Source organism: Amnibacterium endophyticum (assembly GCF_042680685.1).
Classification (GTDB): domain Bacteria; phylum Actinomycetota; class Actinomycetes; order Actinomycetales; family Microbacteriaceae; genus Amnibacterium; species Amnibacterium endophyticum.
Window position 1 is genome coordinate 37490 of record NZ_JBHUEA010000002.1, and the last position, 14618, is coordinate 52107.

At 75.2% G+C, this 14618-nt stretch carries 16 protein-coding genes; 9 read left to right on the forward strand and 7 right to left on the reverse strand.

Annotation, left to right across the window (positions count from 1 at the left end):
• The first annotated feature begins 24 nt into the window (after window positions 1-24).
• Window positions 25-687, forward strand: coding sequence for a GNAT family N-acetyltransferase (locus ACFSBI_RS01525; RefSeq protein ID WP_377931422.1), 663 nt, complete (start codon window positions 25-27; stop codon window positions 685-687).
• A gap of 62 nt (window positions 688-749) precedes the next feature.
• Here ACFSBI_RS01525 and ACFSBI_RS01530 read toward each other — a convergent pair whose 3' ends face one another.
• A complete protein-coding gene (locus ACFSBI_RS01530) occupies window positions 750-1607 on the reverse strand; it encodes a PHP domain-containing protein (protein WP_377931423.1) in 858 nt (285 codons plus the stop codon).
• Between the two features lie 78 nt (window positions 1608-1685).
• On the opposite strand from ACFSBI_RS01530, the gene ACFSBI_RS01535 reads away from it, so the two are divergent.
• A complete protein-coding gene (locus tag ACFSBI_RS01535) occupies window positions 1686-2690 on the forward strand; it encodes an endonuclease/exonuclease/phosphatase family protein (RefSeq protein ID WP_377931424.1) in 1005 nt (334 codons plus the stop codon).
• Between the two features lie 30 nt (window positions 2691-2720).
• Here ACFSBI_RS01535 and ACFSBI_RS01540 read toward each other — a convergent pair whose 3' ends face one another.
• A complete protein-coding gene (locus tag ACFSBI_RS01540) occupies window positions 2721-3506 on the reverse strand; it encodes a phosphotransferase (protein WP_377931425.1) in 786 nt (261 codons plus the stop codon).
• A 60-nt stretch (window positions 3507-3566) separates the two neighbouring features.
• Here ACFSBI_RS01540 and ACFSBI_RS01545 point away from each other — a divergent pair, with 60 nt between their 5' ends.
• Window positions 3567-4976 (forward strand): aminopeptidase P family protein, encoded by a 1410-nt coding sequence (locus ACFSBI_RS01545; RefSeq protein WP_377931426.1) that lies wholly within the window; start codon window positions 3567-3569, stop codon window positions 4974-4976.
• A gap of 123 nt (window positions 4977-5099) precedes the next feature.
• Here the strand turns inward: ACFSBI_RS01545 and ACFSBI_RS01550 are convergent, their stop codons facing one another.
• The gene (locus ACFSBI_RS01550) at window positions 5100-5690 is read right to left on the reverse strand and encodes a YflT domain-containing protein (RefSeq protein ID WP_377931427.1); all 591 of its coding nucleotides are present in this window, start codon (window positions 5688-5690) and stop codon (window positions 5100-5102) included.
• 63 nt (window positions 5691-5753) lie between these two features.
• Between ACFSBI_RS01550 and ACFSBI_RS01555 the strand changes: the two genes are divergently transcribed.
• The 4 genes from ACFSBI_RS01555 (at window position 5754) to ACFSBI_RS01570 (ending at window position 9959) form a co-directional block, all read left to right on the forward strand.
• A complete protein-coding gene (locus ACFSBI_RS01555; protein WP_377931428.1) occupies window positions 5754-7076 on the forward strand; it encodes a magnesium transporter MgtE N-terminal domain-containing protein in 1323 nt (440 codons plus the stop codon).
• Window positions 7060-7611: a DUF1003 domain-containing protein gene (locus ACFSBI_RS01560; RefSeq protein ID WP_377931429.1), complete on the forward strand. Its 552-nt coding sequence runs from the start codon at window positions 7060-7062 to the stop codon at window positions 7609-7611. Before ACFSBI_RS01555 ends, ACFSBI_RS01560 begins: the two co-directional genes overlap by 17 nt.
• Window positions 7608-8726: an Mrp/NBP35 family ATP-binding protein gene (locus tag ACFSBI_RS01565; protein ID WP_377931430.1), complete on the forward strand. Its 1119-nt coding sequence runs from the start codon at window positions 7608-7610 to the stop codon at window positions 8724-8726. The genes ACFSBI_RS01560 and ACFSBI_RS01565 overlap by 4 nt, the downstream gene beginning before the upstream one ends.
• Before the next feature lie 324 nt (window positions 8727-9050).
• On the forward strand, window positions 9051-9959 hold the full coding sequence (locus ACFSBI_RS01570) for a LysR family transcriptional regulator (protein ID WP_377931431.1): 909 nt from the start codon (window positions 9051-9053) through the stop codon (window positions 9957-9959).
• A 27-nt stretch (window positions 9960-9986) separates the two neighbouring features.
• Here ACFSBI_RS01570 and ACFSBI_RS01575 read toward each other — a convergent pair whose 3' ends face one another.
• The gene (locus ACFSBI_RS01575; RefSeq protein ID WP_377931432.1) at window positions 9987-10352 is read right to left on the reverse strand and encodes a twin-arginine translocase TatA/TatE family subunit; all 366 of its coding nucleotides are present in this window, start codon (window positions 10350-10352) and stop codon (window positions 9987-9989) included.
• Between the two features lie 67 nt (window positions 10353-10419).
• On the opposite strand from ACFSBI_RS01575, the gene ACFSBI_RS01580 reads away from it, so the two are divergent.
• Complete coding sequence (locus ACFSBI_RS01580) at window positions 10420-11046, forward strand: O-methyltransferase (RefSeq protein ID WP_377931433.1); 627 nt, start codon at window positions 10420-10422, stop codon at window positions 11044-11046.
• A 23-nt stretch (window positions 11047-11069) separates the two neighbouring features.
• Here ACFSBI_RS01580 and ACFSBI_RS01585 read toward each other — a convergent pair whose 3' ends face one another.
• The 3 genes from ACFSBI_RS01585 to dapE form a co-directional block, all read right to left on the reverse strand.
• The gene (locus ACFSBI_RS01585) at window positions 11070-11237 is read right to left on the reverse strand and encodes a DUF3117 domain-containing protein (protein ID WP_377931434.1); all 168 of its coding nucleotides are present in this window, start codon (window positions 11235-11237) and stop codon (window positions 11070-11072) included.
• A gap of 85 nt (window positions 11238-11322) precedes the next feature.
• Window positions 11323-12564 (reverse strand): hypothetical protein, encoded by a 1242-nt coding sequence (locus ACFSBI_RS01590; protein ID WP_377931435.1) that lies wholly within the window; start codon window positions 12562-12564, stop codon window positions 11323-11325.
• Window positions 12546-13610, reverse strand: coding sequence for a succinyl-diaminopimelate desuccinylase (gene dapE / locus ACFSBI_RS01595; RefSeq protein ID WP_377931436.1), 1065 nt, complete (start codon window positions 13608-13610; stop codon window positions 12546-12548). The genes ACFSBI_RS01590 and dapE overlap by 19 nt, the downstream gene beginning before the upstream one ends.
• Before the next feature lie 37 nt (window positions 13611-13647).
• Here dapE and dapD point away from each other — a divergent pair, with 37 nt between their 5' ends.
• Window positions 13648-14577, forward strand: coding sequence for a 2,3,4,5-tetrahydropyridine-2,6-dicarboxylate N-succinyltransferase (dapD, locus tag ACFSBI_RS01600; RefSeq protein WP_377931437.1), 930 nt, complete (start codon window positions 13648-13650; stop codon window positions 14575-14577).
• The last annotated feature ends 41 nt before the right edge of the window (window positions 14578-14618 follow it).

The window sequence follows — 14618 nt, forward strand, 5'->3', positions numbered from 1 at the left end:
GCACGCGCCCGTAGGATCGGGCGCGTGCCGACCCCCACCGATGTCGACATCTGGCCGCTGCTCGGCGTCAAGATGACCGTCTCCGACGTGGAGCTCTCCCCCGTCGACGACCGCACCGCGCTCGAGCTCGGGCGCCTGGCCGCCGGCGGCATCCACGGCAACTTCCTGCCGTTCTCCACCCCGTGGACGCGCGGCGACGAGGTCGACGTCGCCCGCAACGTGTTCCGCTACCACTCCCGCATGCGGCACGAGATGTCGCCCGAGAAGTGGTCGCTCGAGTTCGCGGCCCGCCTCGACCACACGCTGATCGGCGTGCAGAGCCTGTTCTCCGAGCACTTCCCGACGACCCGGTCGGCCGAGAGCGGCTCGTGGCTCGGGCAGGCGTGGCAGGGCAAGGGCATCGGCACCCTGAACCGCATCGCGATCCTGACGCTCGCCTTCGACGGGCTCGGCGCGCAGGAGGTCACGACCTCCGCCTGGGCGGACAACGTGGCCTCGAACGCGGTCACCCGCAAGCTCGGCTACGAGCCGAACGGCGAGGAGCGCCTCGACCGCGAGGGGCGCGTCACCGTGCAGAAGCGCTTCCGGCTGACCCGCGAGATGTGGGAGTCGCGCGGACCTGACCTCCGCCCCCACGTGCAGCTGGACGGCGTCGAGGCCCTCCGCGCCTGGCTCGCCCTCGACTGAGCCTCACCTGCCTCGGCGCGGGCCTGCTGGAGGCCGCGCGCCGAGGACTCGGCGGGAGCGCCTCAGGGCTCGACGGGCGCGGTGCCGGTCGCCTGCGCCACGAGGGCGTCGACGACGGCCGGATCGGTCGTGCGGTCCCCGAGCCGGTTCGGCTTGCCGCTGCCGTGGTAGTCGCTCGAGCCCGTGACGGGCAGCCCGAACCGCGCCGCCAGCTCGAGCGCCCGGACGCCGCCGCCCGGGGTGTTCTCCGGGTGGTGCGCCTCGAGGGCGAAGAGGCCCGCGTCGACCAGCTCGGCCACCTCGTCCTCCTCGATCACCCACTCGGCCCGGGTCGCGCCGGGGTGCGCGAGCACGGGCACCCCGCCCGCGGCGCGGACCAGCCGGACGCCCTCGGCGGGCGTCGGCGCGTAGTGCGGCTCGATGTACCCGCGCCGCGGGTGCAGGATCCCGGCGAACGCGGCGCTGCGGTCCGGCTCGATGCCGAGCGCCACGAGCGCGTCCGCGATGTGGGGGCGCCCGACGGTGGCCCCCTCGCCCGTCTGGCCGAGCACGTCCTCCCAGGTCAGCGGGTAGTCGCGCCCGATCGCGTCGACGATGCGGCGCGCGCGGCTCAGGCGGGCCTCGCGGATGCGGGCGGTCTCCTCCCGCAGGCCGGCGTCGGCCGGGTCGACCAGGTATCCGAGCAGGTGGACGCTGCGCCAGCCGAGCCGCGTCGACAGCTCGATCCCCGGCAGCAGGGCGATCCCGGCCTCCCGGGCCGCCGCGGTCGCGTCCGCCCAGCCGGCGGTCGAGTCGTGATCGGTCAGCGCGAGGCCCGGCAGGCCGGCCGCGGCGGCCTGCCGCACGACGTCGGCGGGGGCTTCCGTGCCGTCGGAGACGGTGGAGTGGGTGTGCAGGTCGAAGCCCGGCGCGACCGGCATCCCGCCATCGTATGAGGCCCGTGAGCGTCCGCGAGGCGCGGCGGGCGGCGGTGGGGGCGGGACGTAGCATCGCGGCCCGTGCGCCTCCGCTCCGTCGCCGCCGTCGCGCTGCTCGCGGCGGTGCTGGGGCTGCTCGCCTGGCCGCAGGTGCTCGACCTGCAGCGCGGCCCGGTCGCGGCGCAGGCGGTGTCGTTCCGCGGGGCGACGGCGGTCGCCGCGGTCGGCGGCGCGGTCGTGCTGAGCGCGCTCGGCCACCTGACGCGGCGCTTCCGCCGGCTGGCGGGCGCGCTCGCCCTGGTGCTCGTCGCCTACGCGGTCGCGGTCACGGGCGTGCTCCTCGCCCGCGGCATCGGTGCGCCGGACCTGCCGCGCTCCGGCGAGTTCGACCTGACCGTCCTGTCCTGGAACACGCTCGGCGACTCGGTGCCGGCGGACGCGATCGCCCGGGCGGCCTCGTCCGAGGAGGCGGACGTGATCGCCTTGCCGGAGACGACCCGCGACCGCGCCCGCGCCGTCGCGGCCCTGCTCGCGGAGGACGGCCGCCGCTACCGCGTGTTCTCGAGGGACCAGCAGCCGGGCATCCCGGCGCGCTCGACCAGCCTGCTCGTCGCCCGCGGGCTCGGCGGGTACCGGGAGGTCGACGACGGCGACACGACCGGGGTGCCGACGGTGGTCGTCGAGCCGTCGGCCGGGCAGAACGGGCCGCGCATCGCGGCGGTGCACACGACGGCGCCGTACGCGATCGACCCGGACGTGTGGCGCGCGGACCTCGCCTGGGTCGCGGGACGGTGCGACGGCCGCAACGTCGTGCTCGCGGGTGACTTCAACGCCACCCTCGACCACTTCGACGGGCTCGGGACGGGCGGCGGCCAGCTGGGCGCCTGCCGCGACGGCGCCCTCGCGACGCGCAACGCCGCGGTCGGCACCTGGCCGACGTCCCTCCCGCCGCTCGTCGGCACCCCGATCGACCACGTGCTCGCGACCCCGAACTGGCGCTTCACCGGGTTCCGCGTGCTCGGCGACGAGGACTCCGCCGGCAGCGACCACCGCCCGGTGCTCGCCCGCCTCGCGCCCGCCGGCTGACCGCGCGTCCCTCCCGCGGGTCCACCGGGTTCAGGCGAACAGGTGGCGGTTGGCCCGGCTCCAGTCGATGCGCGCCTGCTGCGCGGCGGCGAAGCCGCCCGCGACCCACTCCGCGTGCGGGTGCAGCCCGCGCGCGGCGAGGCGGAGCGTGTTCGCGAGCGTCGTCTCCTGCTGGGCGATCACGGCGTCCACGAGCCCGTCGACCGAGTCGAGCCCGTAGGCCGCGGCGAAGAGGCGCATCCGGCGGCCGCGGTCCGGCGGCGCGGGGTGCGCGAGGTGGTCGAGGCAGAAGGCGTCGTCGCGGAAGGGGGCCGCGTACTCGAGCGCGTAGCCGATGTCGTGCAGGGCGGGCCGGGGTCCCGCCTGGTCCCAGTCGAGCAGCCCGACGGCGCGGCCGTCGCGCCACACCGTGTTCCAGGGGCCGACGTCGCCGTGCGTGATGATCTCGCCGACGCGCAGCCCGTGCGCCTCCGTCATCCACTCGCGGTCCGCCGGCGGCATGTAGTCCTGCACCGCGTCGTGGTAGCGGCGGATCAGCCGGGCGTACTCGGCGAGGCCCGCCTCGGGCACCACCTGCGCCCAGGCGCGCTCCCCGCTCACGCCCTCGATCCAGGTGAGGACCTCGTTCCCGTCCGCGTCGAGGCCGAGGAACCGCACCGACTCCGCGAACCCGGTGCGCTCGAGGTGCGCGAGCAGGTCGTGGACGGCGGGCGACCACCAGCCGGTCCGCCGCACCACCGTGCTGCCGATCCGGCCGACGACCCGCAGGGAGTCGGAGAGGAGCTCGAGCCCCGCGTCGTCGAAGGTGCCGCTCATCGCCCCGACGCTAGGAGATCGCGGCTGCGCGACGGCGCGCCCGGGAGGAGGATGGGGCGCATGAGCAGCGAGCAGACGGACGTGACCGAGCTCCCCGCCGAGGAGCGGGACACCCGGCCGAACGGCCGGACGGAGATCCCGAAGACCGAGGCGTTCACCCGCTACATCGGCACGGGCTGGGCGGACGCGCCCGCGCAGGTGCCGCCCGTCGCGCCGCTGGCGCAGGCGGCCGCGGCCCGCCGGGCCGCGATCTCGGCGAAGCACCCCGGGAAGCGGCTCGTGGTGGCCGCGGGCGAGCCGAAGGTCCGCTCCAACGACACCGACTACCCCTACCGCCCGCACACGGCGTTCGCGTGGCTGACGGGCTGGGGCGACGAGACGGTCGCCGGCTCCGTGCTCGTGCTCGAGCCGACGGACGACGGGCACGAGGCCGTGCTGCACTTCCAGCCCGCGGCCGGCCGCGACACCGACGAGTTCTACGCGAACGCCGCGATCGGCGAGTTCTGGGTCGGCCGCCGGCCGTCGGTCGACGAGGTCGGCGCCGCCCTCGGGCTCCGCGCCGCCGACATCGCCGGGCTCGAGCGGCGGGACGACGACGTCACCCTGGACGACGAGGACCTCGCCCGCGACCTGTCGGAGGCCCGCCTCGTGAAGGACGACGCGGAGGTCGCCGAGATGCGCGCCGCGGTCGCCGCGACGAAGCAGGGCTTCGACGACGTGATCGCCGCGCTCCCTCGGATCACCGCGCACGACCGCGGCGAGCGCGTGATCGAGGGCGTCTTCTTCACCCGCGCCCGCTCGGAGGGCAGCGACCTCGGCTACGGCACCATCGCCGCCTCCGGCCCGCACGCCTGCATCCTGCACTGGACCCGCAACGACGGGCCCGTCGTGCCCGGCGACCTCGTGCTGATCGACGCGGGCGTCGAGCTGCCGAGCCTCTACACGGCCGACATCACCCGCACGCTGCCGGTGAACGGCACCTTCTCCCCCGTGCAGCGCCGCATCTACGAGGCGGTGCTCGAGGCCGCCGACGCGGCCTTCGCCGCGGCGAAGCCGGGCGTCCGGTTCCGCGACGTCCACGTCGCGGCGATGGAGGTCATCGCACGCAAGGTGGCCGAGTGGGGGCTGCCGCAGCTGCCCGCCGCCGAGCTGGAGGGCGTGGAGCAGCCCGCGCGCCGCTACATGGTGCACGGCACGAGCCACCACCTCGGCCTCGACGTGCACGACTGCCAGCAGGCGCGGCGCGAGCTCTACATGGACGGGCTGCTCGAGCCCGGCATGGTGTTCACCATCGAGCCGGGCCTCTACTTCCAGCCGGACGACCTGACGGTGCCGGAGGAGTACCGCGGCATCGGCGTCCGCATCGAGGACGACGTGCTGCTCACCGCCGACGGCGTCGAGAGCCTCTCCGCCGGCATCCCGCGCACGGCGGACGAGGTCGAGGCCTGGATCGCGTCCCTGCAGTCCTGACGGATGCGCTTCAGCAGGACCAGAGGGCTCCGGCAGGAACGCGGCGAGCCCGCGTTCCTGCCGGAGCCCGTCGATCCTGCTGACGGACTCGGGCGCGTGCTCGAGCAGGCAGGGCCGCCGGGGTCAGGCCGCGGCGCCGGGACCGCCGGAGCCCGGGCCGAGCGGCTGCTCGTCGAGGCCCGCGTCCTCGATCGTCGTGGTCTCGGTCGTGCCGCCGCCCGCGGTGCCGAGGATGTTGCGCGCCCGGTTCGCGGACTCGCCGCCGACGACGATCGAGTAGCTCGAGGCCACGACCTGCATCACCGAGCTGAAGTCGCGGCGCCGGCGGGTGAGGGCGTAGGAGATCAGCCCGAACACCATGCCGAACGCGGCGCCGATCAGCACTGCACCCAGCAGCTCGGCGAAGTACGAGTCGTTCGCGCCGCCGAACACGCTGATCAGCAGGCCGAACAGCAGACCGATCCAGAGGCCGCTGGCGGCGCCCGCGCCGGCCGCGCGGCCCCACGAGAGCCGCCCGGTCACGCGCTCGACGCTCTTCATGTCGCTGCCGACGATCGACGCGGACTGCACCGGGAAGTCGTCCGTCTCGGCGAGCTTGTCGACGGCGGCCTGGGCCTCCGCGTAGCTCTTGAAGCTCGCGACCACGTCGCCGGTCGGCAGGGTCGGGAAGGCGACGCCCCGGGCGGCGCCGAACGGGCTCTGGGTGTTCGTCACCCTGTGAGCGTGCCAGCCGTTTCCTGAACGCGGCTGATCGGCACCGTTGACTACCCTGAGTAGGTGAGCACCACCCGCATCTTCGTGGCCAGGCTGGCCGGGTGCGCGGTGTTCGACCGCCAGGGCGACCGGCTCGGCCGGGTGCGCGACGTGGTCGTCGTCTACCGGCGCGCGGCCTCCCCGCGCGTGGTCGGGATGGTGGTCGAGATCCCCGGGCGGCGCCGCGTCTTCCTCTCCATCGGCCGGGTGGTCTCCATCGGCGCCGGGCAGGTGATCACGACCGGGCTGATCAACGTGCGCCGCTTCGAGCAGCGCGCGAGCGAGGTCACCGTGCTCGCGGAGATCCTCGGGCGCCGCGTCGCGCTCGCGGACGGCTCCGGCGAGGCGACGGTCGAGGACGTCGCGATCGAGGAGGTCGGCGCCGGGGACTGGGAGGTCACGCAGGCCTTCGTGCGCCGCCCGCGCTCCGGCCCCGCCCCGTTCGGCCGCGGCGCCACGGCCTTCGTGAAGTGGAACGAGGTCCGCGAGCAGGACCGCGGCGGCCGCGGCCAGTCCGCCGCCCAGCTGATCCAGTCCACGGCGGACCTGCCGGCCGCCGACCTCGCCTCCACGCTGCTCGAGCTGCCCGAGCAGCGGATGGTCGAGGTGGTGCACGAGCTGCCGGACGAGCGGCTCGCGGACGTGCTCGAGGAGATGCCCGAGGACGCCGCCGCCCGCGTGCTCGCCCGGCTCGGGGACGACCGCGCCGCCGACGTGCTCGAGGTGATGCAGCCGGACGACGCCGCCGACCTGATCGCGAAGCTGTCCGACGAGCGGGGCGAGGCGCTGCTCGACCTCATGGAGCAGGACGAGGCGGACGACGTCCGCATGCTGCTCGCCTACGACCCCGACACGGCGGGCGGCATGATGACGCCGGACCCGATCGTGCTGTCCGGCGACGCGACCGTCGCGGAGGGGCTGGCCCTGATCCGCCGGCACGAGCTCGCGCCGGCGCTCGGCGCCGCGGTGTCCGTCACCCTGCCGCCGTACGAGCCGCCGACCGGGCGGTTCCTCGGCATCGTCCACTTCCAGCGGATGCTCCGGTACCCGCCGCACGAGAAGCTCGGCAGCATCCTCGACACGCAGACCGAGCCGGTGCGCGCCGACACCCCGGTCGCCGAGGTGAGCCGCATCCTCGCCAGCTACAACCTCGTGCAGGTGCCCGTCGTCGACGAGAACGGCCGGCTCGTCGGCGTCGTCACCGTGGACGACGTGATCGACCGCCTGCTGCCCGACGACTGGCGCAGCGCCGACGCGATCGAGACGCGGCGTCCCAGCACGAACACGGCCGCGGTGACGACGCTGCCGTCCCGATCGAGGAGGGCCTCCGGTGGCGGCGCCCGGTAGGCGGGAGGAGCGGGCCCGCGAGAGCGACCCGCTGCAGGAGCCGAAGGGCCTCCGCGGCCGCCGTCAGCGCACGAGCCGCGACCGCTTCGGCCGGTTCTCGGAGTCCTTCGCCCGGGGCATGGGCACGTCGTACTTCCTGGTCGGGATGACGATCTTCGTCGTCGTCTGGCTCGCCTGGAACACGCTGGTGCCCGAGCCGCTGCAGTTCGACCCACGCAAGAGCAACTTCACGCTGCTGACGCTGATCCTGTCCCTGCAGGCCTCCTACGCCGCGCCGCTGATCCTGCTCGCGCAGAACCGGCAGGACGACCGCGACCGCGTGCAGGTGGAGCAGGACCGGCAGCGCGCCGAGCGGAACCTCGACGACACGGAGTACCTGGCCCGGGAGATCGTCGACCTGCGCCTGCTCGTGCGGGACATGGCGTCGCGGGACTTCGTGCGGACGGAGCTGCGGGGGCTGCTCGAGGAGCTCGACCGGCGCGAGGCCGAGCGTCGCGGGGAGGGCGACGACCTGCCGCGGGCGGCCGGCGGGTGACCGACCTCGCGCGTGCCGTGCGGGACGCGGTCGGCGCGGTGCAGGACCCCGAGATCCGCCGGCCGCTCGCCGACCTCGACATGCTCGACGACGTGACGGTGGAGGGCGCCGTCGCCGTCGTGGACGTGTCGCTCACGGTCGTCGGCTGCCCGGCGTCGGACCGCATCGAGCGCGAGGTGCGGGTCGCCGCGCTCGGCGTCCCCGGCGTGGAGTCCGCGGAGGTGCGGCTCGGGGTGATGGCGCCGGAGCGGCGGCAGGCGCTCGCGGACCGGCTGCGGGGCGCGCGTCGCAAGCCCTTCGGCGCGGACTCGCTGACCCGGGTGATCGCGGTCACGAGCGGCAAGGGCGGGGTCGGCAAGTCGACCGTCACCGCGAACCTCGCCGTCGCCCTGGCCGGCCGCGGCCTCGCCGTCGGGGTGCTCGACGCCGACGTGCACGGCTTCTCGATCCCCGGCCTGCTCGGGATCGCCGCGGACGTCGAGCCGGTGAACCTCGACGGGCTGATCGTGCCGCCGGTCGCGTTCGGCGTCAAAGCCGTCTCGATCGGGATGTTCCTGCCCGCCGACCAGCGCGACGGCGCGGTCGCGTGGCGCGGACCGATGCTGCACCGGACCCTGCAGCAGTTCCTCACCGACGTGCACTTCGGCGATCTCGACGTGCTGCTCGTCGACACCCCGCCCGGCACCGGCGACGTCGCGATCTCGCTCGGTCAGCTGCTGCCGGGGGCCGAGGTGCTCGTGGTCACGACGCCGCAGCCCGCCGCCGCCGACGTCGCGGTGCGCTCCGGCCTCGTCGCCCGCCGGCTCGGGCAGCGCGTCGCCGGCGTCGTGGAGACGATGGCGCCCGCGCGGCTGCCGGGCGGCGCGGTGCTCGACCTGTTCGGGTCGGGCGGCGGCGAGGAGGTCGCGCGGCGGCTGTCGACGGAGGCCCCGGTGCCGCTGCTCGCGTCCGTGCCGCTGTCCCCGGCGCTGCGCCTGGCCGGGGACGAGGGGCGGCCCGTGGTGCTGTCCGCCCCGGACGACGACGCCGCCGCGGCGCTGCAGGCCCTCGCGGCGGCGGTGGCGTCGACGGGTCGCGGGCTCGCTGGCCGGCCGCTGCCGGTCGGGGTCCGCTGACGCGTCAGGACCGGCGGGTCGGCACCGCCCCGTAGCCGTCGGTGGCGACGGCGTGCACGGTGGCGGCGGACGCGGCGACGCCGACGGCGGCGAGGACGGCGAGCAGGGCGATCATGGGCGGGCTCCTTGTCGAGCGGTTCGAGCTGCCGGTCTGCGGGACCGGGCGACCGGGGCGCGCCGTGCGCGCCGGGTCGGGACGGGCTGGACGCGGTCCGGGTCCCGTCTGGACGCCGCATCCATTGCACCGCGCCGGACGCTGTAGCACAATCGAATCGTTCTGCAGTGCTCTTGCAGTGCTGCTTCATGATCACGAGAGGGTCCGAGGTGGACGTCCGACGCCTGGAGGTCCTGTGCGAGCTCCGTCTCCGCGGCAGCGTGACCGCCGTCGCGGCGGCCGTGCACGTCACGCCGTCCGCCGTGTCCCAGCAGCTGAAGACCCTCGAGCGCGAGGTCGGCGTGCCGCTCACCGAGCGCTCCGGGCGCGGGCTCGTCCTCACGCCGGCGGGCGAGGCGCTGGCCGGCGCCGCGGACGGCGTCAGCGTCGCCCTGGCCCGGGCGGACCAGGTGTGGCGCCGCTTCGTGGAGAGCCCGCAGGGCGTCGTCGAGCTCGCCCTCTTCCCGACCGCGGGCCGCATGTTCCTGCCCGGCCTGCTCGCCGCGCTGCGCGAGGTGCCCGGGCTGTCGCTCGAGGCCCGGGACGTCGATGTGACCGACGGCGACTTCACCGACCTCGTCGCCGACCACGACGTGGTCCTCGGCTACTCCGTCGGACCCGCGACGGGCTGGGACGATCGCGCGGTCGCGGTCCAGCACCTGCTCGACGAGCCCCTCGACGTCGCCCTGCCGGAGGGGCACCCGCTCGCCGCGCACCGCCGGGTCACGGCGGTGCAGGTCGCGACGTCGCCGTGGATCGCGCCGCCGCGGGACGCCCCCTTCGAGCGGGTGCTGCAGGAGATCGAGCGCGTCGCCGACCACCCGCTGACCGTGGTGCAGCGGTTCAACGACACCCGCATCACCGAGTCGCTCGTCGCGGCGGGCGAGGGGCTCGCCCTCCTGCCCCGCCACACCTCGGGCGGCGAGGGCACCGGGGTGGTGCTGCGCCCCCTCGAACGGATCGCGCCGACCAGGCGGATCAGCGCGCTGCTGCGCGTCGAGCACGCGGAGCGCCCGAGCGTGCGCACGGTGCTGCAGGCCCTCGGGCGCATCGCTGCGGAGATCGAGCGCGCGGGCTGATCTCCCCGCCGCATCATGGTCGACGGGTCAGGTCGCCTCGTCGTCGAAGACGGCGCGCTGCCGGGGGCGGGCCTCCTCGCGCAGGACGGGCACCGGCTCGGGCTCCGCGTCGTGCGCCGCCTCCCGCTCCTCACGGGGCGAGGGCGGCTCGAGCAGCGCGTCGCGGATGATGCGCCGCGGGTCGTACTGCCGGGGGTCGAGCTTGCGCCACTCGGCCTCGTCGAAGTCGGGCCCCATCTCGTCCCGGACGCGGTCCTTCGCGTCGTCGAGCATGCGCCGCGCCTGCCGCACGAACCGGCCGAGCCGCTGCGCGTAGTCGGGCAGCCGCTCCGGGCCGACGAGGAACATCGCGATGACGGCGATCACGATGATCTTCTCGACGCTGATGCCCATGGGCACAGGGTATGCGCGATCCCGCCCGTCGGGGTGCGCGACCGGCGGTCGCCTAGGCTTTCGAGGGATGCCCGAAGCAGTGACCCCGGAGGCGTTCGCCGACGCGTTCGTGCCCGATGACGACGAGATCGCCGCCGCGACGGAGCAGTCGCTCGAGCTCGGCGTGGAGCCCGTCTCCCCCGCGACCGGCATGGCGCTCGCCCTCGCAGCAGCGGCCCGGCCGGCCGGGTCCTTCGTCGAGATCGGCACCGGCGCCGGGGTGTCGGGCCTCTGGCTGCTGCGCGGCGCACCCGGCGCGCAGCTCACCACGATCGACCACGACCACGACCGGCACGTCGCCGCCCGGGCCCGCTTCCAGTCGGCCGGGCACACCGGCCGCACCGTGCGCTTCATCACTGGGCGCGCCGCGGACGTGCTGCCGCGAATGAACGAGGACGCCTACGACCTCGTCCTGGTCGACGCGGACAGCGAGCCGGTCGCGCAGTACACGGAGACCGCGCTGCGCCTCGTCAGGCCGGGTGGCACGGTCCTCGTCGCGAGGGTCCTGCAGCAGGGCAAGGTGGCGAACCCGTCACGACGGGATCGGCGGACGACGGTGTACCGCGATCTGCTGCGCGGGGTCCGGGAGCGGGAGGACCTGCTCGCAGGGGTGTCCCCGGTCGGCGACGGGCTGCTCCAGCTCGTCCGCCGCTGACCGGGGACCTCACATCCTGCGGATCAGCTGACGGCCGCGTCGAGCGCGTCCCGCAGCTCCTTCGCCTCGGCGTCGTTGACGGAGACGACCAGCCGGCCGCCGCCCTCGAGCGGCACCCGTACGATGATCAGGCGCCCCTCCTTGACGGCCTCCATCGGTCCGTCGCCAGTACGCGGTTTCATCGCCGCCATTCGGGCCACCTCTCTCGTGTTCCGTGCCAGGCCATTATTCCCCACGCGATCGCCACTCCCAAACCGCGCGCGGACGAGTCCCTGATCAGAGCACGGTCCAGTAGGTCTGCAGCGGGCCGAGCACGACCCAGAGCCAGAGCGCCTGGAGCGCGACGGCGCCCCCGAGCACCGCGGTGCGGGCGGCGCGGCCGCGCGGGGTCAGCACCCCGGCGAGCGGCGCCATCGGCATCAGCACCCGGAAGACGCTCGACTGCGGGAAGAACACCGCGAGCAGGTAGAGGCCGTAGGACGCGCACCAGAGGACCGCGACGAGTCCGAGGCGCCGGGCCGGCCGGCTGACGAGGAGCGCGGCGAAGGCGCCGACCACGAGGACGAGCAGCACCGGCCCGAGCACGGGCGCGGCGTCGGCCCCGAAGGCCCTGCCCATCCAGAAGTCGGCCGCGAAGAACCACGGCTGGAACAGGACGATGTCCGAGTGCGGCATCCAGAGCGCCCGCCAGGCGCCCTCGGTCGCGAAGTAGGCGTCGGGGCGGCCGGTCGCGAGCGCGGCGATCGCGCTCCAGGCGAAGCCCGAGACGGTCGCCGCAGCCGCGAGCAGCGCCCCCGCGACCAGCTCCGCGACCGGTACGGCCGGACCGCCGCGCCGCGCGCGGACGAGCCGGACCGCCAGCACGAGCGCGACCGTGAGGGCGAGCACGAGCGCGCCGGGGCGCGTGAACGCGAGCACGACGGTCGGCGCGATCGCGGCGAGGTACCGGCGGCGGTCGATCAGCACCAGGGCCGCGAGCAGCAGGGCGAGCCCGAGCGCCTCCGCGTAGGCCATCTGGAGCACGAACGACAGCGGGGAGAAGGAGAAGACGGCGGTCGCGAAGAGCGCCGCGGACCGGCCGATCCGCGGCAGCAGCAGCGCCCCGAGCAGCACTGCCGCAGCGGCGCCGGCGACGACGCTCACCGCCACCGCCACGACCCGCCAGTCGAGCAGGCCGAGGGTGAGGGCCTTCGCGACGTACGGGTAGACGGGCAGGAACGCCCACTGGTTCGTGGTGACGGCGCCCGTGCCGTCGACGGGCAGGACCGCCGGGTAGCCGTTCACCGCGATGAACCAGTACCAGGCGCCGTCCCACGCGGTCGCGAGGCCGAGCAGGCTCGGGTCCGCACCGGCGCGGGACTGGGCCGTCGCCTGCGAGCGGACCCAGACGAAGAGCAGCGTGGTGACGACGCGGGACGCGGCGAACACCAGCAGCACGACCGCCCACCAGGGCAGGCGCGACCTCGGCGGAGCCGCCGGCCGGCGCTCCGCCGTGCGTGTCACGCTCCGGTCAACCACGCCCGCAAGCCTGCCTCGACGGCGTGGATCTGCGCGATCGGCACGCGCTCGTCGTCGGCGTGGGCGAGCATCGGGTCGCCCGGGCCGTAGTTGACGGCGGGGACGCCGAGGGCCGCGAAGCGGGCGACGTCCGTCCAGCCGAACTTCGGCCGCGGCTCCGCGCCGACCGCGTCGACGAAGGCGCGCGCGACCGGCACGTCGAGGCCGGGCCGCGCGCCCTGGGCCAGATCGACGATGCGCACGTCGTAGCCCTCGAACAGCTCGCGGATGTGCGCGACGGCCTCTTCCGCGCTGCGGCTGGGGGCGAAGCGGTGGTTCACGTGGACCATGCACTCGTCGGGGATGACGTTGCCGGCGACCCCGCCGCTGATCCCGACGGCGTTCAGCTGCTCGCGGTAGACGAGGCCGTCGACCTCGACCTGGCGCGGCTCGTAGGCGGCCAGCACGTCGAGGATCGGCGCGGCGAGGTGGATCGCGTTCACCCCCGCCCAGCCGCGGGCGGCGTGGGCGCGCCTGCCGAAGGTGCGGATCTCGGCCCGCAGGTTCCCGTTGCAGCCGCCCTCGATGCCGGCGGCCGTGGGCTCGCCGAGGATCGCGAAGTCGGCCTCGAGCAGGTCAGGCCGCTCGCGGAGCAGCCGGTTCAGGCCGTTCAGGTCGTCGCTGACCTCCTCGTGGTCGTACCAGATCCACGTGACGTCGGGCACGGGCTCCGCGATCTCGACCGCGAGCCTCAGCTGGACGGCGACGCCCGCCTTCATGTCGACGGTGCCGCGCCCGACGATCTCGTCGCCCTCGAGGCGCGTCGGCACGTTGCCGTTGATGGGGACGGTGTCGATGTGGCCGGCGATGACGACCCGCGTGGCTCGGCCGAGGTGCGTGCGGGCGACGACCGCGTCGCCGTGCCGCTGCACCTCGAGGTGCGGCGCGGTGCGCGCGGCGGCCTCGATCGCGTCGGCGAGCAGCGCCTCGTCGCCCGAGACGCTGGGGACGTCGCAGATCGCCCGCGTGAGGTCCGCCGCGTCGGCGGTGGGGTCCAGAACCGGCACCCGGAGGAGCCTACCGGCGGCTCGTTAGCCTGGCCCGGTGACGGATCGGACCGCCTGGGGCCACGGCCTCGCCTCCATCGCCCGCGACGGGACCGTGCTGGACGCCTGGTTCCCCTCCCCCGCGCTCGGCGAGGCCCCGGACGCCGACCCGGGCCGCGAGCTCGAGGGCGAGGAGCACGTCGACGAGACCCGCCGCGTGCGGGTCGAGGCGGTGACGGTCGAGGCGGACCTGGACGCGCCGGTCGCCTCGACCGCCGACGCGTACCTGCGCCTGCAGCTGCTGTCGCACTGCGTGGTGAGGCCGAACACGGTCTCGCTCGACGGGCTGATGGGGCACCTGCCGATCAACGCCTGGACGGCGCGGGGGCCGATGCGCCCGGAGGACGCCGAGCGCCGCCGCCCGCGCCTGCGCCGCGAGGGCCTCGCGGTGCGCGGGCTCGACCGCTTCCCGTTCCTCACCGACTACGTGCTGCCGCCGCGCGTGCGGATCGCGGAGGCGTCCTGCGTGCGCCTCGGCGCGCACCTCGCCCCCGGGACGACCGTCATGCAGGCGGGGTTCGTGAACTTCAACGCGGGCACGCTCGGCACCTCCATGGTGGAGGGGCGCATCAGCCAGGGCGTGGTCGTCGGCGACGGCTCGGACGTGGGCGGCGGTGCGTCGATCATGGGCACGCTGTCGGGCGGCGGGAAGCAGCGCGTGTCGATCGGCCGCCGCAGCCTGCTCGGCGCCAACGCGGGCCTCGGCATCGCGATCGGCGACGACTGCGTCGTGGAGGCGGGGCTCTACGTGACCGCCGGCACGAAGCTGACGGTCCTGGTGCCCGGGCAGGAGCCCCGCGCGGCGAAGGCGGTCGAGCTGTCCGGACAGGACGCGTGGCTCTACCGCCGCAACAGCCGCACGGGCGCGGTCGAGGCCCTTCCCCGCACCGGCGACGGCATCACCCTGAACCCCCTCCTCCACGCGTAGCTCGGCCGCACCGCCCTCGATCCGGGCGACTTCCGACAGGC